Source organism: Rhodococcus sp. NPDC060090, assembly GCF_042729855.1.
GTDB lineage: Bacteria > Actinomycetota > Actinomycetes > Mycobacteriales > Mycobacteriaceae > Rhodococcus.
The window spans coordinates 95578-117724 of record NZ_JBHWXB010000016.1 but is presented as its reverse complement, the minus strand read 5'-3'; the positions used below and the strand labels follow the sequence as shown (position 1 = coordinate 117724).

Annotated in this window: 20 protein-coding genes; 11 read left to right on the top strand and 9 right to left on the bottom strand. The window is 65.3% G+C overall.

Annotated elements, in window-relative coordinates; all coding sequences use genetic code 11:
* Positions 1-18 precede the first annotated feature (18 nt).
* The gene (locus ACFWCF_RS21285; RefSeq protein WP_378565633.1) at positions 19-600 is read left to right on the top strand and encodes an HhH-GPD-type base excision DNA repair protein; all 582 of its coding nucleotides are present in this window, start codon (positions 19-21) and stop codon (positions 598-600) included.
* Between the two features lie 62 nt (positions 601-662).
* Positions 663-1340: a trypsin-like peptidase domain-containing protein gene (locus tag ACFWCF_RS21280; protein WP_378565630.1), complete on the top strand. Its 678-nt coding sequence runs from the start codon at positions 663-665 to the stop codon at positions 1338-1340.
* Positions 1341-1447: 107 nt separating this feature from the next.
* Here ACFWCF_RS21280 and ACFWCF_RS21275 read toward each other — a convergent pair whose 3' ends face one another.
* Positions 1448-2092, bottom strand: a complete 645-nt coding sequence (locus ACFWCF_RS21275) for a PadR family transcriptional regulator (RefSeq protein ID WP_378565627.1) — start codon at positions 2090-2092, stop codon at positions 1448-1450.
* A gap of 110 nt (positions 2093-2202) precedes the next feature.
* On the opposite strand from ACFWCF_RS21275, the gene ACFWCF_RS21270 reads away from it, so the two are divergent.
* Positions 2203-4404 (top strand): DNA polymerase III subunit gamma and tau, encoded by a 2202-nt coding sequence (locus tag ACFWCF_RS21270; RefSeq protein WP_378565624.1) that lies wholly within the window; start codon positions 2203-2205, stop codon positions 4402-4404.
* 6 nt (positions 4405-4410) lie between these two features.
* Here the strand turns inward: ACFWCF_RS21270 and ACFWCF_RS21265 are convergent, their stop codons facing one another.
* Positions 4411-5241: a mycofactocin-coupled SDR family oxidoreductase gene (locus ACFWCF_RS21265; protein ID WP_378565621.1), complete on the bottom strand. Its 831-nt coding sequence runs from the start codon at positions 5239-5241 to the stop codon at positions 4411-4413.
* A 202-nt stretch (positions 5242-5443) separates the two neighbouring features.
* Here ACFWCF_RS21265 and ACFWCF_RS21260 point away from each other — a divergent pair, with 202 nt between their 5' ends.
* Positions 5444-6412 carry a 3,4-dioxygenase subunit beta gene (locus tag ACFWCF_RS21260; RefSeq protein WP_378565618.1) on the top strand — a complete coding sequence of 323 codons (969 nt, stop codon included), beginning with the start codon at positions 5444-5446 and terminating at the stop codon, positions 6410-6412.
* Positions 6413-6437: 25 nt separating this feature from the next.
* Here the strand turns inward: ACFWCF_RS21260 and ACFWCF_RS21255 are convergent, their stop codons facing one another.
* Genes ACFWCF_RS21255 through ACFWCF_RS21240 form a run of 4 tightly spaced genes read right to left on the bottom strand, consistent with a single transcriptional unit; the run spans position 6438 to position 10834 of the window.
* Positions 6438-7772 carry a hypothetical protein gene (locus tag ACFWCF_RS21255; RefSeq protein WP_378565615.1) on the bottom strand — a complete coding sequence of 445 codons (1335 nt, stop codon included), beginning with the start codon at positions 7770-7772 and terminating at the stop codon, positions 6438-6440.
* A gap of 25 nt (positions 7773-7797) precedes the next feature.
* Complete coding sequence (locus ACFWCF_RS21250) at positions 7798-9579, bottom strand: Hsp70 family protein (RefSeq protein ID WP_378565612.1); 1782 nt, start codon at positions 9577-9579, stop codon at positions 7798-7800.
* Between the two features lie 19 nt (positions 9580-9598).
* Positions 9599-9907, bottom strand: coding sequence for a nucleotide exchange factor GrpE (locus ACFWCF_RS21245; protein WP_378565609.1), 309 nt, complete (start codon positions 9905-9907; stop codon positions 9599-9601).
* 6 nt (positions 9908-9913) lie between these two features.
* A complete protein-coding gene (locus ACFWCF_RS21240) occupies positions 9914-10834 on the bottom strand; it encodes a hypothetical protein (RefSeq protein WP_378565606.1) in 921 nt (306 codons plus the stop codon).
* 311 nt (positions 10835-11145) lie between these two features.
* Between ACFWCF_RS21240 and ACFWCF_RS21235 the strand changes: the two genes are divergently transcribed.
* The gene (locus ACFWCF_RS21235) at positions 11146-12360 is read left to right on the top strand and encodes an acetyl-CoA C-acetyltransferase (RefSeq protein WP_378491613.1); all 1215 of its coding nucleotides are present in this window, start codon (positions 11146-11148) and stop codon (positions 12358-12360) included.
* A gap of 34 nt (positions 12361-12394) precedes the next feature.
* Entirely contained in the window at positions 12395-14530 is a 2136-nt protein-coding gene (locus tag ACFWCF_RS21230; protein ID WP_378565676.1) for a 3-hydroxyacyl-CoA dehydrogenase NAD-binding domain-containing protein, read from the top strand.
* Positions 14531-14612: 82 nt separating this feature from the next.
* On the opposite strand, the gene ACFWCF_RS21225 is transcribed toward ACFWCF_RS21230, so the two are convergent.
* Positions 14613-15920, bottom strand: a complete 1308-nt coding sequence (locus tag ACFWCF_RS21225; protein ID WP_378565603.1) for a class I SAM-dependent methyltransferase — start codon at positions 15918-15920, stop codon at positions 14613-14615.
* Positions 15917-17347, bottom strand: a complete 1431-nt coding sequence (locus ACFWCF_RS21220) for an FAD-binding oxidoreductase (RefSeq protein WP_378565601.1) — start codon at positions 17345-17347, stop codon at positions 15917-15919. Before ACFWCF_RS21220 ends, ACFWCF_RS21225 begins: the two co-directional genes overlap by 4 nt.
* 151 nt (positions 17348-17498) lie before the next feature.
* On the opposite strand from ACFWCF_RS21220, the gene ACFWCF_RS21215 reads away from it, so the two are divergent.
* The 5 genes from ACFWCF_RS21215 to ACFWCF_RS21195 all read left to right on the top strand — a co-directional run bounded on the left by ACFWCF_RS21215 (position 17499) and on the right by ACFWCF_RS21195 (position 21135).
* Positions 17499-17933, top strand: a complete 435-nt coding sequence (locus ACFWCF_RS21215; protein ID WP_378565599.1) for an SRPBCC family protein — start codon at positions 17499-17501, stop codon at positions 17931-17933.
* Between the two features lie 110 nt (positions 17934-18043).
* Entirely contained in the window at positions 18044-18367 is a 324-nt protein-coding gene (locus ACFWCF_RS21210; protein WP_378491647.1) for a YbaB/EbfC family nucleoid-associated protein, read from the top strand.
* Between the two features lie 8 nt (positions 18368-18375).
* Positions 18376-18984, top strand: a complete 609-nt coding sequence (recR, locus tag ACFWCF_RS21205) for a recombination mediator RecR (protein WP_378565597.1) — start codon at positions 18376-18378, stop codon at positions 18982-18984.
* Entirely contained in the window at positions 18981-19577 is a 597-nt protein-coding gene (locus ACFWCF_RS21200) for a TetR family transcriptional regulator (protein ID WP_054809587.1), read from the top strand. Before recR ends, ACFWCF_RS21200 begins: the two co-directional genes overlap by 4 nt.
* Before the next feature lie 133 nt (positions 19578-19710).
* Positions 19711-21135, top strand: a complete 1425-nt coding sequence (locus ACFWCF_RS21195; protein WP_054809594.1) for an MFS transporter — start codon at positions 19711-19713, stop codon at positions 21133-21135.
* Between the two features lie 48 nt (positions 21136-21183).
* On the opposite strand, the gene ACFWCF_RS21190 is transcribed toward ACFWCF_RS21195, so the two are convergent.
* Positions 21184-22146 (bottom strand): oxygenase MpaB family protein, encoded by a 963-nt coding sequence (locus ACFWCF_RS21190; protein ID WP_378565595.1) that lies wholly within the window; start codon positions 22144-22146, stop codon positions 21184-21186.
* Between the last annotated feature and the right edge of the window lies 1 nt (position 22147).

Sequence of the window (22147 nt, the reverse complement as noted above, 5' to 3'; positions counted from 1 at the left end):
GGGGTGCATGATCGACCCATGGCAACGACGCTGAACCTGGTCGGGGATCCGGATGCGGACGCATTGCTTTCCGAGAACCCGCTGGCGCTCCTGATAGGGATGCTTCTCGACCAGCAGGTACCCATGGAAACTGCGTTCGCAGGCCCGAAGAAAATCGCCGACCGGCTCGGCGGAGTCGATGTACACCGGATCGCCGACATGGACCCCGACGAATTCATCGAGGTGTGTTCTCGGCCACCGGCGGTGCACCGGTTCCCGAAATCGATGGGCCAGCGCATCCAAGCGCTGTGCGCTGCGATCGTCGAAGAGTACGACGGCGACACCACCGCGATCTGGACAACAGGCGACCCCGACGGCAAGCAGGTGTTGAAGAGGCTGAAGGCGCTGCCCGGATACGGCGATCAGAAGGCTCGGATCTTTCTCGCGCTGCTCGGTAAGCAGCGGGGGGTCCAGCCCGCGGGCTGGCGCGAGGCTGCGGGGGCGTACGGAGACGAAGGGGCTCGTCGCTCGATCGCCGATGTCGTCGATTCCCAGTCGTTGCACGAGGTACGAGAGTTCAAGAAGTCAGCGAAAGCGGCCGCCAAGGCCGGAAAGAAGTGAGGCGCGGTTTCGCGCTGTCGGTAGCAGCCCTTGCATGTGCGCTGGTCACACCGGGAATCGCCGTGGCCGGGGGGGGAGACGACCGCGTCGTCCTTCGGCCGGGCGATGGGATCACCTTCTCCGCCGAGCCGGTGCCCGGCTGGTGTTCCGTCGCGGCGGTGGGTCGTGACGACGCACACCGGCTGGTCGCCATCACGGCCGGTCATTGCAGGCAGGACGGATCGTCTCAGATCTGGAAAGTAGGAGAGCAACATCGCGGACCGGTCGGCGTCGAAACCGACGTGGCGAGCACCGGCTCGGTGGATCCCATCGGTTTCCCCACCGACGAGGCACCCGACTACGCCGTGCTGCTCCTCGACGAGACGAAGGTCCGCGGCTCGAACACCTCGGAGCCGAACGACCGCGGACAACGAGTCGTCCTCGACTCCATCGGGTCGCTCGACCGCGGCGATCGCCCGATCGGCATCCAGTGCGCCGCCGGACGCACCAACGGGGTCGCGTGTACTTCCGGTGATGTGCTCGTAGACGCGAATCTGATGTCGTCTTCCTTGTTGATGAAGCCCGGAGATTCGGGAGGTCCGCTGGTCCGGGCGGACACCGGGGAGTGGATCGGCCTCTCGGTCGGATACCGACCGACCAGTCGGGGTCTCGCGGCCTATCAGCGGGCGGACCGCATCCTCGAGGAGGTCGACGCGCAGGGCGGAGTCGGAGCGGGCTTCAGCCTCGTCGACACTTCCTGATAGCAGGACCAGATCGAACGCGAGGCCGATCGGGCAGGAAGTGTCCGGTCCGCAGATCGCCGCGATTCGAGTCATGTCGAGGATCGTCCAGACGGCGTGATCGACCGTCAGATCGTATCTTTCGCGTCGGTCGCCGGGTCGGTCTCCTCGGCGAGCAGCAGATACAGAGACTTGCGGGCATCGGCGAGAACCTTGTGCGCCGCGGCGATCTGGGGTTCGGTGCCGCTGACGGCGACGACGCGTGCCGCTGTCTGCAGATCGCGCAGCGCTCCTCGCAGATCGGTGCCGTTCCCGTCGGCGGAATGCCCGGCGAACGGATCGGTCTGCTCGTTGGCCGGATCGTCGAGGTGGGCGCGGCCTTCGTCGGTCAGTGACACCAATTTGCGGCCGGCGTCCTTCTCGACGCGCACGAGTCCTTCGTCCTCGAGCTGAGAGATCGTCGGGTAGATCGCTCCGGGGCTGGGCTTCCAGGCCCCGCCGGTGCGGTCGGCGATGGCCTGCATCAGCTGGTAGCCGTGCATGGACTCGTCGGCCAGTAGTTGCAGAACGGCGGCGCGGACATCGCCTCGCTGCGCGCGTCCTCGGCGTCCGCCGCGGTGCATGGGGCCACCCCGGTGGCCTCGGCCGTGCGGGCCGTCACCGAAGGGGTCTTCGCTACGTCGGGGGTCTTCGCCCAGGAACGGGCCCTCCGCGAGGAAGTGATTCATGGCGTGAGCGCGGCGTCCGCCGCGCATCTGTCGTGTGTTTCGCATGGTGCGAACTCCTTGTCATTGTCGATGCAGTCACGATATATAACGATATATCGTTTGTCAACGATGACGCCGTCCGAGTTGTTGTCGGCGCGCGCCGGTACTCTCGGCGCGTGGCCCTGTACCGGAAGTATCGACCCGCGACCTTCGCCGAGGTGGTGGGGCAGGAGCATGTCACCGCGCCCCTCAGTACGGCCCTCGACACCGGCCGTATCAACCACGCATACCTGTTCTCGGGTCCGCGCGGGTGTGGCAAGACGTCGTCGGCGCGGATCCTCGCTCGGTCGCTGAACTGCGAACAGGGCCCCACCTCGACACCGTGCGGGCAGTGCCGGTCGTGTGAGTCGCTCGGGCCCGGCGGGGGAGGCAACCTCGACGTCACCGAACTCGACGCGGCCAGCCACGGCGGCGTCGACGACACTCGCGAGCTACGCGATCGAGCGTTCTACGCACCGGCCGAGTCGCGCTACCGGATCTTCATCATCGACGAGGCCCACATGGTCAGCACGCAGGGGTTCAACGCCCTGCTCAAGATTGTGGAGGAGCCGCCGGAACACCTGATTTTCGTGTTCGCGACCACGGAACCGGAGAAGGTGCTCCCCACCATCCGGTCGCGTACGCATCACTACCCCTTCCGCCTGCTCGCCCCCACTGCGATGCGCGGTCTCCTCGAGAAGATCTGCGTCCAGGAGAGCGTGACGGTCGAAGATGCGGTGTACCCACTGGTCATCCGTGCCGGTGGCGGCTCGCCCCGAGATTCGCTGTCTGTCATGGACCAACTCCTCGCGGGAGCGGGCACGGAAGGCGTCACCTACCCGCGTGCCCTGTCCCTGCTCGGAGTCACCGATGTCGCGCTGATCGACGAAGCCGTCGACGCATTGGCAGTCGGAGACGGTGCAGCGCTGTTCGGCACTGTCGAAAAGGTCATGGACGCCGGGCACGATCCGCGTCGTTTCGCGACCGACCTCCTCGAACGGCTCCGCGACCTCATCCTCATGCGTAACGTCCCGGACGCCGCCGAACGTGGACTGGTCGACGCACCCGGCGACGTGCTCGAGCGCATGCGCGACGAAGCCTCGAGGCTCGGGCCCGCCACGCTCACGCGCTACGCCGAGATCATCCATGCCGGGCTCGGCGAGATGCGCGGCGCGACGGCTCCGCGCTTGTTGCTCGAGGTGATGTGCGCCCGCATGCTGCTTCCCTCGGTATCCGACGCTGAGTCTGCGGTCCTGCAGCGACTGGAGCGGCTCGAGCAGGGATTCGTCCCCGGTCCCGCCGCGACCGGAGCCGCGGTGGGGGCAGCGAATCCTGTGGCGATTCCCCGTCAGGCGCCGGAGCCTGTCTCCGATCCGGTCGCACCCGACGAGCCGGCGGCGCGCTTCCAGCGTCCGTCCCAGCGTCGTACGTCCGATTCGGCGCCGAGTGAGGCCGCCGCCCCACCGGCTCCTGCTCCCACTCCTGAGACCGAACCGTCGGTGCCGGAGCCTGTTCGGGAACCCGAACCGCGTGCTGCGACGCCTCCTCCACCTCCAGAGGTCCCGGAACCGGAAACGGCACCCGCAATGGAGTCGGTTGCGCCCGAGCCGGAGCGGGAGCCTTCGCCTAAGTCAACGCCTGAGCCTGAGCCTGAGCCTGAGAGACAGCCTGAGCCGGTGCCTGCCGCGGCATCAGGCCCTGACGCCGCCGGGATTCGTGGAGTGTGGTCCGAGGTTCGGGCCAAGGTGCGTGCCCGTAGCAAGACCGTGGAGGTCATGCTGTCCGGCGCTACGGTTCGCGAAGTCGACGGCGCCCAGGTCATCCTGGTCCACGATTCGGCGCCGCTGGTCAAACGACTCGCCGAGCCACGCAACGCGACCGTGATCGCCGACGCCCTCCGCGAATTGTTCGGTGTCGATTTCGACGTCACGTGCGTCCATGGTTCTGCCGCGCCTGCACCCGCGAAAAACGCCGCGGCACCCAAGCAGTCACGCCCAGGCGGACAACCGCGATTCTCGCGGCCCAGTCAGGCCAAACGTGCACCGGCACCCGACGCATCGTCCCCGTCGGGTGACGGGGCGGGTGCTGCACCGCCGCAGCGTTCCGAGTACGACGACATTCCGCCGCCCGACGGCCCCGATCTGCCCGACGACCCCGGTCCGGATTCGAATTACGATGCTCCGCCACAGGATCCATCGAAGATCTCGAAGGAAGACGTCGACGAGATGTTCGCCGAAGCCGCGACCCCGGGCGATCCGTCGACCCGGCGCGACCCCGAGGACGTGGCGATGGAATTGCTGAAGGACGTCCTGGGAGCCAAGCCGATCGACGAGAAGTAGCAGCGCCTATCGGATGAGGTTGCCGAGATCGATCGGCACCTGCGCGCCGGTGATGTACTTGGCCTCGTCCGAGCAGACCCACGCCACCACGGAGGCGACGTCGTCGGCCTGAAGGATCTGGTATGGAAGCGAATTCATGTAGATCGGGCCGAGCGTGGCGGCGTGCTTCGCGATCAGCGGGTGCAGATCCGAGACGGTCATACCCGTCTCGACCCCGGCGGGATGAACGGTGTTGACGCGGATGCGATGCTCACCGAGCTCATTCGCCATCGTCTTCGCGAGGCCGACGATGCCGTGCTTGGTCGCGGCGTAGTGACCGGTGAACGGAGTGCCCTTGATGCCCGACACCGAGCTGGTGAACACGATCGAGCCGCCGTCGCCCGTGGCGAGCAGATGTGGAACAGCGGCCTTCGCGGTGTGGAATACGCCGGTCAGGTTCACGTCGACGGTCTCTCGCCACTGCTCGAGTGTGATCTCCCACGAGAGGCCGCCCGAGCAGATTCCGGCGTTGGCGATCACGACGTCGAGGCGCCCGAATTTCTCGACGCCTGCCGCGAGCGCCTGCGAGAGTGCATCGAAGTCGCGCACATCGGCGACCGTGGCGGCGATGCGTCGCCCGGTCGCTTCGACGAGGCGCACGGTCTCATCGAGATCGTCGCGCGTTGCTCCCGCATACGCGGTCGACGAGAACTCGCTGCACGCGTCGATCGCGATGATGTCGGCGCCTTCCTGCGCGAAGCGGACCGCTTCGGCGCGACCCTGTCCGCGCGCAGCTCCGGTGATGAACGCGACCTTGTTCTCGAATCGGCGGGATTCGGTATGGACGGTCGAGGTCATAGGGGCTCCTTGGGATCTGGTTCGCCTGTCAGGCCGATTCTGTGGGGGCGTGTCACGTGCTGAGTGAGCTACTCCCGCTCAGCGAGAAGGCGCAGGCGATTCACAGTGAACTCCCAGCAATACCGCAGCCGGATCACGGCCCGGCGCTCCAGACTGAGGCGGTGATCGCATCGGCCCGGTCGGTGCACGGGAAGGAGACACGGTGAGAAATCAGCCCTCGAAAATACGCCAGGCGACCTACGAAGGTCGAAGTCTGCCCAAGCCGCACGACGAGATTGTCGACCAAGGTTTGGCATTCGATGTCGGCACCCTGCTGAGCCGACGGAAGATGCTCACGTTCTTCGGACTGGGTGCCGCGACGGTGGGTCTGGCGGCATGCGGTGGCGGGAACAGCAGCACTACCGCGTTCTCGACGTCGACGACAGCTGCGGCATCAGGCCTGACCGAGATCCCCGACGAGACGGCCGGGCCCTACCCGGGGGACGGATCCAACGGCCCGGACGTCCTCGAACAGAGCGGGATCAGGCGCAGTGACATCCGGTCGAGCTTCGGCGACGCATCCGCGACGGCCGAGGGCGTCCCGATGACGCTCGAACTGTCCATTTCCGACCTGGCGTCCGGAGGCATTCCCTTCGCCGGAACAGCGGTGTATGTGTGGCACTGCGACCGCGACGGCGGCTACTCGCTGTATTCGGAGGGCATCACCGAGGAGAACTATCTGCGCGGCGTGCAGATCGCGGACACCGACGGGAAGGTGCGGTTCACCAGTATCTTCCCCGCAGCGTATCCCGGCCGGTGGCCGCACATCCATTTCGAGGTGTACCCGGACGAGGCGTCCATCACCGACTCCGCAAAGGCGATTGCCACCTCCCAGGTGGCATTGCCGCAGGATGTCAGCGAATCCGTCTACTCGACACCCGGTTACGAATCATCGATCGTCAACCTGGCAGCGCTCACCCTGGAGACCGACAACGTGTTCGGCGACGACGGCGGCGCGAGCCAGATCGGCACGGTCACCGGTGATATCACCAGCGGATACCACGTCGTTCTCCCCGTCGGTGTCGATACGACTACGGCGCCGACGGCCGGAATCATGCCGGGCAGAATGCCTCCCGGTGGTATGCCGCCGGGAGGCATCCCGCGCGGAATGCCCGGCCCGCCCGGTAACTGACGGGAGGCGCCGGGCCGGGTTCGGCTCAGTTCTCGCCGAGCCCCTTCTCCTCTGCGCGAACGAATTTCACGTATTGGGCAGCCACCCGCTGTGGCACCGTTCGCAAGGTGTCCGAATCGGGATCGGTGTTCCCGACCGATCGGTGGCCTTGGATCTGTGCGACGTAGGGACCGTAGGTCATCATGCAGTCCATCACCCTGCCCTGAGCGGTGTCGCCGGCCAGGCACACGGTTCCCGGAACGCTCTGCGGCGCAGGCTCGTCGACCAGATCAGGGTAGGAGTCGAGGGTCTGTTCGACGAATGCGTCGCGCAGTTCCTCGGCGGCCTCGGGTCCGCTGGTGCGGTAGACGGTCGAGTTGGCGAGGGCGATGCGGTCGGCGCCGCTGGCTTCGAAGAGGGCAGCGGTTTCGGCGGGATGCGAATCGAAATGCAGCCATCCGAGCGGTCCGTAGACGGCTGTGTCGGAATTTCGCGCGTATTCGTTCTCGACGAAACCGACCGCGCGTGCGAGTACTTTGTCGAGATCGACGGGGAGCGACTCGATCTCGTCGGTCGGTGAGAACGGGAACCTGTCGATGAGTGGGAGCTGCGCCTCGACGGCGCGCGCCGTGACATCGGAGTTCCACTCGGTGTCGTTCTCCTCCGCGGAGGTGTAGGTGTAGACCACATGTGGGCCGCGTGCGGTGAAGGTCGACATGCTCGCGGTGTCGATCCCGTCGAAGTAGTAGGTCGACGCAAGAGTTCCGGGCAGTTGCGGGATCGATGCGGGTGTCTGCGGGCCGGAGGAGAAGCCGACATCTTCCGGTGTGAGCGCGTTGGCATGCAGGGCGGTGGCAGCCTGCGCGGCGCTGTTCGTGTCGGGGAACCGCCACACTGCGACACCGAGCTGACGGGAGTCGTCGGGGTTACTGGCGAAACTGCCGAAACCGGTGATGACGCCGAACGATTTCGCGACGTCATCGGCGCCGCCACCCGACAGGACCTTGCCGATTCCGCCGACTCCGACGCCCGTTGCCATGCCGCCACCGGTGGTGAGGGCCGAGTCGATCGTGTAGGGGTGGATTACGAACTCGGCCATGCGCTGACCTTCGACCGCGGGGCCGAAGTCTCCGGCCGACTGGCCTTCGTCGATGAAGTCGCGCGGTTCGGTGTTGTATGCCCCGGTGTCGAGTGATGCGGTGTCGAATGTGGCTGCGGTGTCGTTCGTACCGGTTCCGGTCGCTGCGCCTTCCGCGATGGCAGTGCCGTCGGCGGTGTTGCTGCAGCCGGCGAGTGTCAGGGCAAGGGCCAGGGTGAGGGCCGTGCTGGAGAGAAGGATGCGTGAGGGACGCATGGTCGGGTGATGCTCCTTGTCCTGCATCGATGCAGGGTAGTTCGGGCGTGAGTCAGCTCGGCGTGAAACCGATTTCGGTCAGAAGGGTCATTCCCTGTTCGGCGGAGTCGGTCGAGAACTGCATGAGCAGTCCCGTCGACCGGTCGACGGCGGTGAAGTAGGTGCCGTCCGCGCCGTGATCGATGATGCGGTTCTCGTCCGACGAGACGATCTTGGTATTCCCGTCCTTGCTGTCGCGGAGCCGGATGAAGTTCGATCGTGCGTATTGGTCGTCACGCCACGAGGTAACCGCCTCGTAATCGACGGATTTCATGCCGATCGCCTGTCCGAGTGAGGAATCCGGATCGACCCGGCAACGGACCTGCAGGGCCCCCTGGGAGCTGAATCCCGACTTGCTGCATTCGGTGCTCGAATCGAGGAGCTTTCGGGGAAGCAGGGCCGTGACGTCGTCGGAGTTCTCGCTGATGTAGCTCGAGTCCGCAGTGGCGGGCGGTGTCCCGCCGTTGTCCGGTGCGGCGTCGATGGTTGTCGGGGCTGCTGAGGCCTGTGCGTCGTCCTGTGTGCCGTAGTAGAAGCCGGCTGCCGCAATGATCGCGGTCGCCGCAACTCCCCCGGCGAGCGCCATGACTTTCCGCTTGCCGCGTGGTGGCTTCGCCTCGGTATTCGGTTCGACGAATGCCGACGGTGGGGGAGCCGACACAGTGTTCGGGGTCGGTCTCCGGTGGAGAACTTCGGTGTCGACCATCGCGGGCGGGGCGGTGGTGCGGCCACCGGCGACGAACCCGGCTGCACCCTTCGCTACCACGGTTTTCGGGTCGTCGAGAGTGGCGATCGGCCCGAGTTCGGCCAATCTGCGGTGTACGTAGGGAATTCGGGACGACCCACCCGTCAGGTAGAGCGCTTGTAGACCACCGCCGACGACGCCGGCATCGCGCAACACCCCCCGGGCCAGATGGACGGCACGGGTGATCTGCGGTTCGATCAACTGCTCGAACTCGTCCCGCGTGAGGGTCAGGGTCATGTCCGACCCGTCGCCCCTGATCCGGATCGTTGCGGAAGGCGCTTCGGAGAGAAGCTCTTTCGCCTTGCGGACCTGGTCGTCGAGCGTGCGTCGGGTCTCGAGTCCTTCGGGTGTGCGCAGCCACGCCCAGAGCTGGGGATTCTCCTCGGCCAGATGCTGATCCACCCACCGCGCGATCGCGCCGTCGAGAGTCTTTCCGCCGAGCGCGTTGTCGCCGCCGGCGCGCAGAACCTCGAAGGTCCATTCGTTCGTTGCGGTGAGTACGGCAACATCGAGTGTCCCCCCACCGAAGTCGAACACGGCGATCGTCGAACCCTTGACGACCTTCGCGTCGTGCTGGCGGGAGTAGTAGAACGCCGCCGCGCGAGGCTCGGAGATCAGCGAGACATTCCCGCCGAGACCTGCGATCGACGCGGCCTCGCGCAGCACCGACAACTCCCGCGCCGACCATGCCTCCGGGTGGGTGAGCACGACCTCGGCAGGCGGTTCGTTGTTGTGGCGTCGGAGCGCCTGCCCGTACACGGTGCGCAGCACTGCCGCGATGATCGACGAGACGGGAACTTCCCGGTCTCGGACGACGATCGATCCGGCGCCGACGAGCGACTTCGGCGCAAGCACGAATCCGGAGGGGTCGAGCGATGCCTCGTTGAGTGCCACATCCCCGGTGGACATTGCATGCGACCCGACGAACACGGACGACGGCAGCGCATTGCCCGTGTGTGTCAGCGGGAGCGTCTCGACCCGGTCGGGTCCGATCCGGTGCGCTGCGGCGGTGTTGGACGTGCCGAAGTCGACCGCTAGGACCCAGCTCATCGGTGTCTCTCCCTCATCATCATCGGTGGACTCGTACCTTCACCTCGACGTAGCGGATCATATGGCCGCAGTGTCGCCAACCCGGACGGACGGTCTCCTCGATCGTGTTCACATCGATCCCACTCGTTGTGGGCACCCTCGCGACCGCGCGGTGCAGGGTGGGGTCGAACGGTGTGCCTGCCGATGCGGTCACGCGTTCGACCCCGAGCGCGGCGAGTCGGTCGATGATGCCGGTGCGCTCGTCGCCGTCTGCTGCCACGTCGGCATCGGTGATCAGGTCGTCGATCCGATCGGCGATCGGAGTCGTACCTGCATCATCGGTCGCCATGGCCGATCAGACGAGGTCGGTGTTGTACTCCGAGCTGCTGCCGGAGTCGAATTCGCTGACATCGACGTAGTCGTCGGCGACGCCGTCACCGTCGTAGTCCACCGCACCGCTGTGCAGGTCGATCACGGCGTCGACCTCGCCGTCGCCGTCGATGTCGACCGCGGCGACATCGAGCCTGCCGTCGCCATCCGCGTCGACGGCGGAGAAGTCGACCAGTCCGTCGCCGTCCGTGTCCACCGAGATCTGATCGAGGACGAGATCGCCGTCGGTGTCACTGATGGTGGCGTCGATGCGGCCGTCACCTTCGAGATCGACGGTGATCAGGTCCACTACGCCGTCGCCGTCGGTGTCGTATTCGACGTACTCGGCGCCATCCGAGCTCGAGTACTCGTCGAGGACCACCGGCTGCGGGCCTGATGCGCCGGTCGAGGTCGAGCCGGCGTTACCGCCCGAGGTCATCGCGCTTGTCGCGCTCGAGTCGGAGGACGCAGCGCGGTCGGCGGAATTCGTGGCCGAGGAGGAAATACCTGCGTTGGCCGAGTCGGCCGACGAGGCGCTGTTGCTCCTGTCCGATGCCGACGAGGACGCGCCGACCGAGGCGGACGAGCCGCTGTCGCTCGCCGATCCGTACGACGAGTCGGAGCTGCTCGCCCCGGAGGAGTCGTAACGCTCGTAGCGCTCGTACGACTCGTAGCTCACGGAGCCCTGGTCGGCGGCCGAGGACGAACCGAACGAGGAGTCGCTGTCGAACGACGAGTTGGAACCGTAGGACGAGTCGGCGCGGTCGCTCGCGGCGGACGCGGAGTCGGTGGAGGACGCGGTCGAGCCGAAGGATGCGTCCGAGCGGGTGCTGTCGGTGGACTCGGAGGTGGAGTCGGCCGAGGTGTTGGAGAAGAATCCGCTGGTCATGGTGTGCTCGCTTTCCATCGGTACGTTCGGATGCAGGGGCGTTCGTGTGTGTCGGTGATATGAGGCGCGGGCGGAGCGAAAAGTTCCCGTCGGGTCCGAAATTTTTGCCGATGCGCCTGTTTTCGCAGGTCGGCACCGGATGAAGCGAGGGAGAATCTGTCGTGGAGTTACCTCCGTGAGGTTCGGTTCGGTCACGGAGCCCGATCGGTTCGGTCCTTATCGCGGCTGGGGATGCGCTCCTACCGTGGAGGCGGAAGGTTGGGCGTGGACGTCCCTCAGGTGGGATGACGCGCCACCACACCGTCAGCACGGGAAGGAACCTGCGCACTGTGACCACCGAGGCATTCATCTATGAAGCCATCCGAACCCCCCGCGGCCGCGGCAAGAAGAACGGCTCGCTACACCCCGTCAAGCCGATCTCCCTGGTTACCGGTCTGATCGACGAGCTGCGTGTCCGTTTTCCGGATCTCGACGAGGACCGCATCTCCGACCTGATCCTCGGCATCGTCGGCCCGGTGGGCGACCAGGGCGCCGACATGCCACGCGCCGCAGCCACCGCGGCAGGCCTGCCGGACACCGTCGGCGGCATCCAGATCAACCGCTTCTGCGCGTCCGGCCTCGAGGCCGTGAACACCGCGGCACAGAAGGTTCGTTCCGGCTGGGACGAACTCGTCATCGCCGGTGGCGTCGAGTCCATGTCGCGCGTGCCGATGGGCTCCGACGGCGGCCCGTGGGGCCTGGACCCGGCCACCAACTACGACACCTACTTCGTGCCCCAGGGCGTCGGTGCCGACCTCATCGCGACCATCGAGGGCTTCTCCCGCGAGGACGTCGACGCGTACGCCCTGCGGTCGCAGCAGCTCGCCGCCGCAGCGTGGTCGGGTGGCTACTTCGCCAAGTCCGTCGTTCCGGTCAAGGACCAGAACGGCCTGACGATCCTCGACCAGGACGAGCACATGCGTCCCGACACGACCCTCGCGGGTCTGGCCGGTCTGAAGCCGTCGTTTGCCACGGTCGGTGAGGTCGGGGGATTCGATGCCGTGGCCCTGCAGAAGTTCCATTTCGTCGAGAAGATCAACCACGTGCACCACGGCGGCAACAGCTCCGGCATCGTCGACGGCGCCGCGCTGGTACTCGTCGGCTCCGAGCAGGTAGGTAAGGACCTCAACCTGACCCCGCGTGCCCGCGTCGTCGCGACCGCCACGTCGGGTGCCGACTCGACCATCATGCTCACCGGCCCGACGCCGGCGACGAAGAAGGTTCTCGCGACCGCGGGTCTGACGGTCGACGACATCGATCTGTTCGAGATCAATGAGGCGTTCGCCTCCGTCGTCCTGAAGTTCCAGAAGGACCTGCACATCCCGGACGAGAAGCTCAACGTCAACGGCGGCGCCATCGCCATGGGCCACCCGCTCGGCGCGACCGGTGCCATGATCCTCGGCACCATGGTCGACGAGCTCGAGCGCCGTGGCCTGCGCCGTGCCCTGCTCACCCTCTGTGTCGGTGGTGGCATGGGCGTGGCCACCATCATCGAGCGCGTCTGATACCGGAAGGATCCGAAATACAGTGACCGACAACATGATTTCCTGGGATCAGGACGCAGACGGCATCGTCGTCCTCACGCTCGACGACCCCAACCAGGGCGCGAACACGATGAACGCGCTCTACAAGACGTCGATGAAGTCGACCGTCGATCGTCTCGTCGCCGAGAAGGATTCCATCACCGGCGTCGTCATCACGTCTGCGAAGAAGACATTCTTCGCCGGCGGCGACCTGCGCAACATCATCGAGATCGGACCTGCCGACGCGCAGGTCGCATTCGACGAGGTCCAGGACATCAAGTCCGACCTGCGTCGCCTCGAAACCCTCGGCAAGCCCGTCGTCAGCGCCATCAACGGTGCGGCACTCGGCGGCGGCCTCGAGATCGCACTCGCGACGCACCACCGTATTGCCGCCGATGTCAAGGGTATTCAGATCGGTCTGCCCGAGGCGAGCCTCGGGCTGCTGCCCGGTAGTGGCGGCATCACCCGCACCGTCCGACTGCTCGGACTCCAGACCGCGCTGCTCTCGCTTCTTCTGCAGGGCAACAAGTACAACGCGGTCAAGGCCAAGGAACTCGGTCTCGTGCACGAGGTCGTCGGCAGCATCGAAGAACTCGTGCCCGCCGCCAAGGCGTGGATCAAGGCCAACCCCGAGGGCGGCGTACAGCCGTGGGACACCAAGGGCTACAAGATCCCCGGTGGCACCCCGTCGTCGCCTGCGTTCGCCGCGAACCTCCCGGCTTTCCCCGCGAACCTGCGCAAGCAGCTCAAGGGTGCTCCGATGCCGGGTCCGCGCGCGATCATGTCGGCGGCCGTCGAAGGCGCCCAGGTCGATTTCGACAATGCGTCGACCATCGAGTCGCGGTACTTCACCGAGCTCGCCACCGGCCAGGTCGCGAAGAACATGATCCAGGCGTTCTTCTTCGACATGCAGTCCATCAACTCGGGTGCGTCGCGCCCGAAGGACGTGCCGAAGCGTGAGATCAAGAAGATCGGTGTGCTCGGTGCGGGCATGATGGGTGCAGGCATCGCGTACGTGTCGGCGAAGGCCGGATTCGAGGTCGTCCTCAAGGACATCAGCGCCGAGGCCGCCGAGCGCGGTAAAAGTTACTCGGTCAAGATCGAGGAGAAGGCACTCTCGCGTGGAAAGACCACAGAGGAGAAGTCGAGGGCGCTCCTCGATCGCATCCACCCGACTGCCGATGCTGCGGACCTGAAGGGCGTCGACTTCGTCATCGAGGCGGTCTTCGAGAGCACCGACCTCAAGCACAAGGTGTTCCAGGAGATCGAGGATGTCGTCGAGCCCGACGCACTGCTCGGTTCCAACACCTCGACGCTGCCGATCACCGGTCTCGCGACCGGCGTCAAGCGTCCCGAGGATTTCATCGGTATCCACTTCTTCTCGCCGGTCGACAAGATGCCGCTGGTCGAGATCATCAAGGGCGAGAAGACGTCCGACGAGGCGCTGGCCCGCGTGTTCGATTACACGCTCGCGATTCGCAAGACCCCGATCGTGGTCAACGACAGCCGTGGATTCTTCACCTCACGCGTGATCGGCACGTTCGTCAACGAGGCCATCGCGATGCTCGGCGAGGGTATCGAGCCCGCGACGATCGAGCAGGCCGGTTCGCAGGCCGGATACCCGGCTCCGCCGCTGCAGCTGACCGACGAGCTGAACATGAAGCTCATGCAGAAGATCGCGAAGGAGACCGCGGAGGCTGCGGCGCAGGGCGACACGAAGCTCGGCACCACCCGTCACCCCGCTATCGACGTCGTCGACTTCATGGTCGAGTCGGGTCGTCCGGGTCGCCTCGAGAAGGCAGGCTTCTACGAGTACGACGAGAACGGCAAGCGTCTCGGCATCTGGCAGGGCGTGCGCGATCACTACAAGACCGTGGCGACGCTCGACGTGCCGCTGCAGGATCTGATCGACCGCATGCTGTTCGCCGAGGCCATCGAGACCCAGAAGTGCTTCGACGAGGGCGTGCTCACCACGACCGCCGACGCCAACATCGGCTCGATCCTCGGTATCGGCTTCCCGGCCTGGACCGGTGGTGTCGCGCAGTACATCACGGGATTCCCGGGCGGGAAGGAAGGTTTCGTCAAGCGCGCCGAGGAGCTTGCCGCCAAGTACGGCGAGCGTTTCACTCCGCCTGCGAGCTTGCGTAGCTGACCCGTTTACAACCGGAACGGGCAGATGCAGCCTTGCGAAAAGGTTGTATCTGCCCGTTCTCCGTGTAGCCGCGACTACGCGCTCATGCGACCCACCAGGGACGCAGAGGGACCTGGGGTGCCTGGTCCTTACCCAGCTTCACGCCGAGAATCTGGTGGAGCTGGACGCCGTTGGTCTCGAAGCCCACCCGCGACCCCGCCATGTACAGACCCCACAGGCGTGCAGTTGCCTCGTCGACCTCGGAAAGTGCGGAATCCCAGTTCTTTTCGAGATTCTCGCACCACGCCTTCAAAGTCAGAGAGTAGTGCTGACGCAGGTTCTCCTCGTGCATCACCTCGAAGCCGATGTTCTGAGCCTCCGAAATGAGCCGACCCGAACCGGTGAGCTCCCCGTCGGGGAACACGTAGCGGTCGATGAAGCCGCCGGCCTTGTGCCGTCCGCGGTTGTGCGGGCGAGTGATGCTGTGGTTGAGCAGCAGGCCGCCGACGCGGAGTTTGTCGTGTAGGAACCGGAAGTACGACGGGTAGTTCGCGGCACCGATGTGCTCGGTCAGGCCGATCGAGGAGATCGCGTCGAACCCGGTTTCCGGCACGTCACGATAGTCGGAGTGACGTACTTCGGCGAGGTCGCCGAGGCCTTCGTCGGCGATGGCCTTCTGCGCCCACTGGGCCTGTTCCTTCGACAGGGTCGCGCCGATGGCCTTCACACCCCGGCGTGCGGCGTATCGCACCATGCCGCCCCACCCGCAGCCGATGTCGAGCAGGCGATCTCCGGGTTTCAATCGAAGCTTCTCGAAGACGAGTCGGTACTTGTTCTCCTGTGCGTCCTCGAGGCTCTGGTTCTCCGACTCGAACACAGCACACGTGTACGTCATCGACGGTCCGAGAACGTACTCGTAGAACGTGTTCGATACGTCGTAGTGGTGATGGATGACCTCGGCGTCGCGTGCTTTCGAATGGCGAAGCCCCTCGGCGACACGGCGCCAACGGGGGAGGTGCTCCTGCGGCGGAGGGGCGATCGGCTTGAGCAGGTCGGGCCCGAGCGACCGTACGATCTGCGCGAGGGTCCGTGCAGGCGGACGCTCGAAGTGGACGCCGCCGAGTGCCTTGAGCAGGGGATACGGATCGCCGGGATGCACACCCTCGGCTTCGAGCGTTCCCGAGACATACGCGCGTGCCATACCCAGATCGCCCGGGGCGGTGACGATGTAGGTGGCGCCTTCGGGCGCCGTCAGGTTGAGCCCGTACGGGGAATCTGCAGGGCCGGTCGTGGAGCCGTCGTATGCGCTGAACCGCAGCGGCATCTCACCGCCGGTTGCGATCTCGACGATCTGCGCGAGATTGAGCTTGTCGGTCTGCTGCCCCGAGCGCTCCGTTTCGAATGTAGTCAATGTCGTTGCACCGCCTTTGCGAACAGGTCCGTCAAGCGAGACCCGGGATCGTATCTATCCTTGAGCGCGGGGTATTCACCCTCGCCGTAGTAGAGCTTTTCGAATTCGCCACGGCTGTAGAAAGAGTCGGAGTACAGCGACTTGTGACCGTCGAGCTCCGCCACCTTGTGCTCGATGCGGCGGTTTGCGGCGCCTTCGACTTCGCCGCGGACAACAGGCACCGACGACCAGAATCCGATGTTGACGTAGGTGCGCTTCGGTTCGAGCGGATAGAGCGGCCACGGGCGCCGAGGGTCGTACGACGCGGACTTGTCGCGCAGTCGCAAGGGGCACAGCCAGATCGGCTCGATGGGAATCTCGTCGAGGAACCATCGCATGAACTCCTCGGTTCGTTCGATGGGGACCTCGACGTCCTGGACGACACGTTCTCTCGGCGGGTTGCCTTTGCGGGCCTCGATGCGATCCGCGATCGAGTACTTGTGGTCGAGTGCGATGAGTTTCCAGTAGAAGCTGCTGCGCAGCAGCTTCTTCGGCCATAATCTCCGCACGCGTGGGTTCTGTGCTCCGAAGGCACGCGAGCACCAGAACCAGTCGGTGTCCCATCGCCACAGGTAGTCGCGGATGGTGAGTCGGTCGGTCTTGGGATGGTTGACGGATTCGTGCCGGATCGACTGGTAGAAGATGTCCATGTCGGTGTAGTCGGACACCGGCCCGGGTTCGGCGGTCTGTATGCCGAGGGTGAGGTAGCCTTCGTCGGCCGAGAACACGACACCGTCGACGTAATCCACTGCGACTCCGGCGTGGACGCGTTCGGTGGTGATCCGGTCGAGCGTCGTCCGAAGGTCGGTGAGCGAGGTGAAACGCAGGTGACGTAATGCCACGAACGGCTTCACCGGTTCGAGTTCTATCCGCAGCCGCGTGGCATATCCGAGAGACCCGTACGAGTTCGGGAAACCGCGGAACAGGTCGGCGTGTTCGCCGTCCGGTGTGGCGGTGATGATTTCGCCGCTTCCGGTGAGGATGTCCATCTCGAGTACGGACTCGTGTGGTAGCCCGTTGCGGAACGACGTGGATTCGATGCCGAGCCCGGTGACCGCGCCGCCGAGAGTGATCGTCTTGAGCTGCGGCACGACAAGCGGCGCGAAGCCGTAGGGCAAGGTTGCGTCGACGAGGTCTTCGTACGTGCACATTCCGGCGACGTCGGCGGTGCGAGTGTGCGGATCGACGGAGATGACACCGCCGAGCCCCGACACGTCGAGGCCCGGCGAATCGACCTTGGCACGTGCGCGGAACAGGTTCGATGTCTTCTTCGCGAGCCGCACCGGGGCGTGGGCGGGGATGGAGCGATACGAGCGCAGCAGACGTCGCACACCCTCACGGTGGATCGAGTCTCCGTAAGATCCGACACTTCGTGACGTTCTCAGCATTCGACTCCCCTGCAGCAGTGCATCAGTGGTGCAACCCACAATAGACCCGCCGACGCGCTACGTCCTGGTACTGACAGGCAGGATGTAGGGAAGTCGGCGAGCCTCACGGGCTCGAATCGAGAACGAATCAACTGCTACAGAGGAGTCCATCGTGGCACAGGTCAGTGCAAGCAGCTCGATCCAGTTGGCAGCGGCGCCCGAGAAGGTGCTCGCAGCGCTTTCGGACTACGAGACCGTGCGTCCGCGCATCCTGTCGGACCACTACCGGGACTACCGTGTGATCTCCGGCGGCCAGGGCGACGGCACGATCGTGCACTGGCTGCTCCAGGCCACCGAGAAGCGGGTGCGCGACGTGCAGGCGAAGGTGACGACCTCCGGCAGCACGATCACCGAGACCGACGCCAATTCGTCGCTCGTCACCACGTGGAGTGTCGTCCCCAACGGCTCCGGTTCGACGGTCGTGACCCTCACCCAGTGGAACGGTGCGGGTGGCATCGGCGGGTTCTTCGAGAAGACGTTCGCGCCGATCGGCCTGCGAAAGATCCAGCAGCAGGTTCTCGAGAATCTGAAGAACACCCTCGACTGACTTTTCGCGTGCGTGCCGGTGGCACCGGCATGCGACTAATCTGGCATGCGAAACCCCAGGTAGACAAACCCAGTCCCCACAGGAAGGACGTGTCCGTGCAACCCGGTGGTATGCCCGACATGCAGCAACTCCTCGCCCAAGCCCAGCAGATGCAGCAGCAGCTCATGGCCGCGCAGAACGAGATGGCGCAAGCCGAGGTCACCGGCCAGGCCGGTGGTGGCCTCGTGACCGCAACGGTGAAGGGCACCGGAGAGGTCGTCGCTGTACAGATCGACCCGAAGGTCGTCGACCCGGAGGATATCGAGACCCTGCAGGATCTCGTCGTCGCTGCGGTGGCCGACGCATCCGCGAAGGCTCAGGAGATCGCGTCCGAGAAGCTCGGTCCGCTCGCGGGCGGACTCGGCGGCGGTATTCCCGGCCTGCCCGGATTCTAGAGGTACACGTGTACGAAGGACCGGTTCAGGACTTGATCGACGAGCTGGGCAAACTGCCCGGCGTCGGTCCGAAGAGCGCTCAGCGGATCGCATTTCATCTGCTGTCCGTCGAGCCTCCGGAGATCGACCGGCTGCAGGCCGCATTGCAGAAGGTCCGCGACGGGGTGCAGTTCTGCGAGGTGTGCGGCACGGTGTCGGATCGGGAACAGTGCCGCATCTGCGCCGATTCCCGTCGCGATCGCACGCAGATCTGTGTGGTCGAGGAACCCAAGGACGTGCAGGCGATCGAGCGGACCCGCGAATTCCGCGGTCGTTACCACGTGCTCGGTGGTGCGCTCGATCCGCTGAACGGTGTCGGGCCGGACCAACTCAACATTCGCGCGCTGCTCACGCGGATCGGCAACCAGGAGGACGGCGTCGACGTCTCCGAGGTGATCATCGCGACCGACCCGAACACGGAAGGGGAGGCAACGGCGACGTATCTGGTTCGGATGTTGCGTGACTTCCCGGGGCTGGCGGTCACGCGGTTGGCGTCGGGGCTGCCGATGGGTGGCGACCTCGAGTTCGCCGACGAGCTCACGCTGGGTCGCGCAATGTCCGGAAGGCGGGCGATGTGACCGGTAGCCGACCGGGAGCGGCCACGAGCGCGCCCGAGAAGAAGCGGCGCACATCGGAGGAGACCCGTCAGCTGATCCTGGACGCGGCGGGTCTCGCATTCGCGACTCGTCCGTATCGTGAGATCACGCTCAAGGACATCGCGGAGGACGCCGGGGTCAGCGCGCCGCTGATCATCAAGTACTTCGGGTCCAAGGAGCAGTTGTACGACGCCCTCGTCGATTTCAAGGCTGCCGCTCAGCTGCTGTACGACGGACCGTTCGACGTTCTGGGCGAGCGGATGGTCGAGATCTTCGCGCGACAGTCCGCGAGGCACAAGCCGCTGTCGATGGCCCTGCTGTTCATGAGTGGATCCAGCGAGGAGAGCAACCGCAAGCTTCGTGAGAACTACTCGTCGCAGATGATCGACGCGTTGGTGGCGTTGATGAGAGGGCCCGACGCGCGGATGCGTGCGGAGCTCGTGTTCTCGATGCTCCTGGGGGTCGCATTCATGCGCCGCCGGATGATGCAGGAGAAGGCGGCAGGGTCGGTCGACGAGGTGGTTGCCCTGTATGCGCCGCTCGTGCAGTCGCTGCTCGACGGCGACGGGCACTGAGACAATCCCCACTCCGGTTGTAGGTAAATGGCTGTTCACCTAAGGTGGTGAACAGCCATTTACCATCGCTGGAGGGAGCCGCGTGACTGTGTCGTTCCCGCTGCGGCTGCACGCCCCCGGATCGCACCGACGCGTGACCGCTCGGGGCCGCATCGCGACCCGTGATCGTAGACCGAATCTGTCGAAGTACATCTTCCCGGTACTCGCGGTCGGTGCGATCTTCCAAGCGATCATGCAGACGGTCATCGTGCCGCTGCTACCCAGCCTTCCCGGTTTCACAGGGGCGGGCCCTACCGCCGTGTCGTGGCTGGTCACGAGCACGCTGCTCGTCGGCGCGGTGATGACCCCCATCTTCGGACGTCTCGCCGACATGATCGGCAAGAAGCAGATGCTGCTCATAGCGTTCGGGCTGATGACCGTCGGGTCGCTGATCTGCGCGCTCACGTCGAACATCGGGTTGCTCATCTTCGCCCGTGGGCTCCAGGGCGCAGGCGCCGCCGTCCTCCCGATCGGCATGGCGATCCTGCGCGAGGTGATGCCGCGCGACCGTGTCGATCGCTCGATCGCCATCCTCAGCTCCACCCTCGGCATCGGTACGGCCGTGGGAATCCCGTTCGCCGCGGCGATCGTCCAGTTCGCGGAATGGCACCTGTTGTTCTGGGTGACCACGGTGATCGGTGCAGGAGTCGCTGTCGCTGCCGCCTTCGTCATTCCCCGATCGAGTACCCGTACCGGCGGTCGCTTCGATGTCGTGGGAGCCGTAGGACTCTCGAGCGCGTTGATCTGTCTCCTCGTGCCGATCACGCAGGGAAGCACATGGGGATGGACCTCCGCCGCAGTCCTGACCATGTTCGCGTCCGCGATCCTGCTGTTCGCGGCGTGGGGATTCCAGCAGTTGCGTAATCGCAATCCGCTTGTCGACCTGCGGGTGTCCGCGCGACGTTCGGTTCTGACCCCGCACTTGTCGGCGCTGCTCGTCGGTTTCGCCTTCTACGGAAACACTCTCATCACGACGCAGCTGCTCCAGGCGTCGCCCGAGCACGGCGCAGGATACGGACTGACGATTCTGCAGGCCGCGGTGTGCCAGTTACCCGCCAGCATCGCGATGATGATCTTCGCGCTCGTGGCGGCACGGGTCTCGGAGCGGTTGGGGCCGAAGATCGCGGTCATGATCGGTGCGGCCTTCCTGATCCTCGGCTATTCCGTCCACGCCGTCCCGGACAAGCCGTTGTGGCTGGTGGTGGTAGCCATCTTCATCGCCGCAATCGGAACGACGTTCGTGTACTGCACCCTGCCGATCCTGTTGCTCGGCGCTGTGCCCCTGGACCAGAACGCGGCGGCAAACGGCGTCAACGTGCTGCTCCGGACCGTCGGAAGCACGATGTGCAGCGCGGTCGTCGCATCGGTGCTCGCCGCGCACATGCTCGCGGGCGGCATCGACTCGAGCGGCTTCATCATCGTGTACCTGGTGTGCGGTGTATGCGCTGTCGTCGTGTTCGCGTCGGCGTTCGCCTTACCGTCTCTCAAATCGAGGAAGCCCCGACCCGCAGGTGTATGAGTCTGCGAGCAGGGACTTCCTGTTCGGTGTGCGGCGCAGAGATCGGTGTCAGACGCCGAGATCCCGTGGACGGTAGCCCAGCGGGTAACCGGGATACGTGCGGTTGGTGGCATTGCCGCCGGACACCGAGACCCTCCGCTTGGGGAACCGGCGCACGAGAGCGGACCTCATCCGCAGTGCACCCTCCGACATGGCCCGCATGCGCGCTGACCCCTTGGGGAAACCGAACGCCCTGGCCATCCGGTCGTCGATCAGGGAATACACGACCTTCTCGACACCGGGACCGAGTGCCTTCGGGTACCACGACTTGAAGAGTTCGAGCGTGTAGGTGCCGATGGCGTGATTGTCGTCGCTGTAGTCGAACATCTTCTGCTCGTATTCGAGCTTGAACCGATGGAACTCCTGGAACGATTCCGGGATGTCCTTGATACCCATCCGGATTCCGACCTGCCGGTAGAAGTAGAACGACGCGAGTCGCTCCTTCGGGTGCAGGCGACGCCAGCCGTAGTTGTCTATCCAGTCGAGCGGGTCGTACACGAACGTCGACAGCACGTACAGCATGTCGTCGTTGTCGATCGAGTACTTGCCGTGCATGCGGTTGATGTTGCGCAGCGATTCACGTCCGCGTTCGGCGTCGTACCCGTGCTCGATGAGTTCGGCCATCAACAACGAGGTGTCGTCGTAGCGCTTCTGCGGCCGATGCTCGAACTCTCCGGTCCGTGCGAGCAACTCGGAGATGGTCGGCACACAGTAGGTGCGGAACAACGCGAACTCGAGCGACCGCTGGTAGTCCCAGGGGAACTCGTACCCCGCGGTGATCCGCAGGATGTCCTGATGGTGGGTGACCGGGTCGAGGCCCTCGATCACCTTCAGCCAGCCGGATCGCCCCGCCTTCGGACGAGGGTCGCGATTCGGACCGGGAAATGTACCGGCCTTCTCGATCCGCGCTTCGGGTGACGCGACGACAGCCGGTTTACGTGTTCTCTTCGCGCGCGGTCCTGTAGTCGTCATG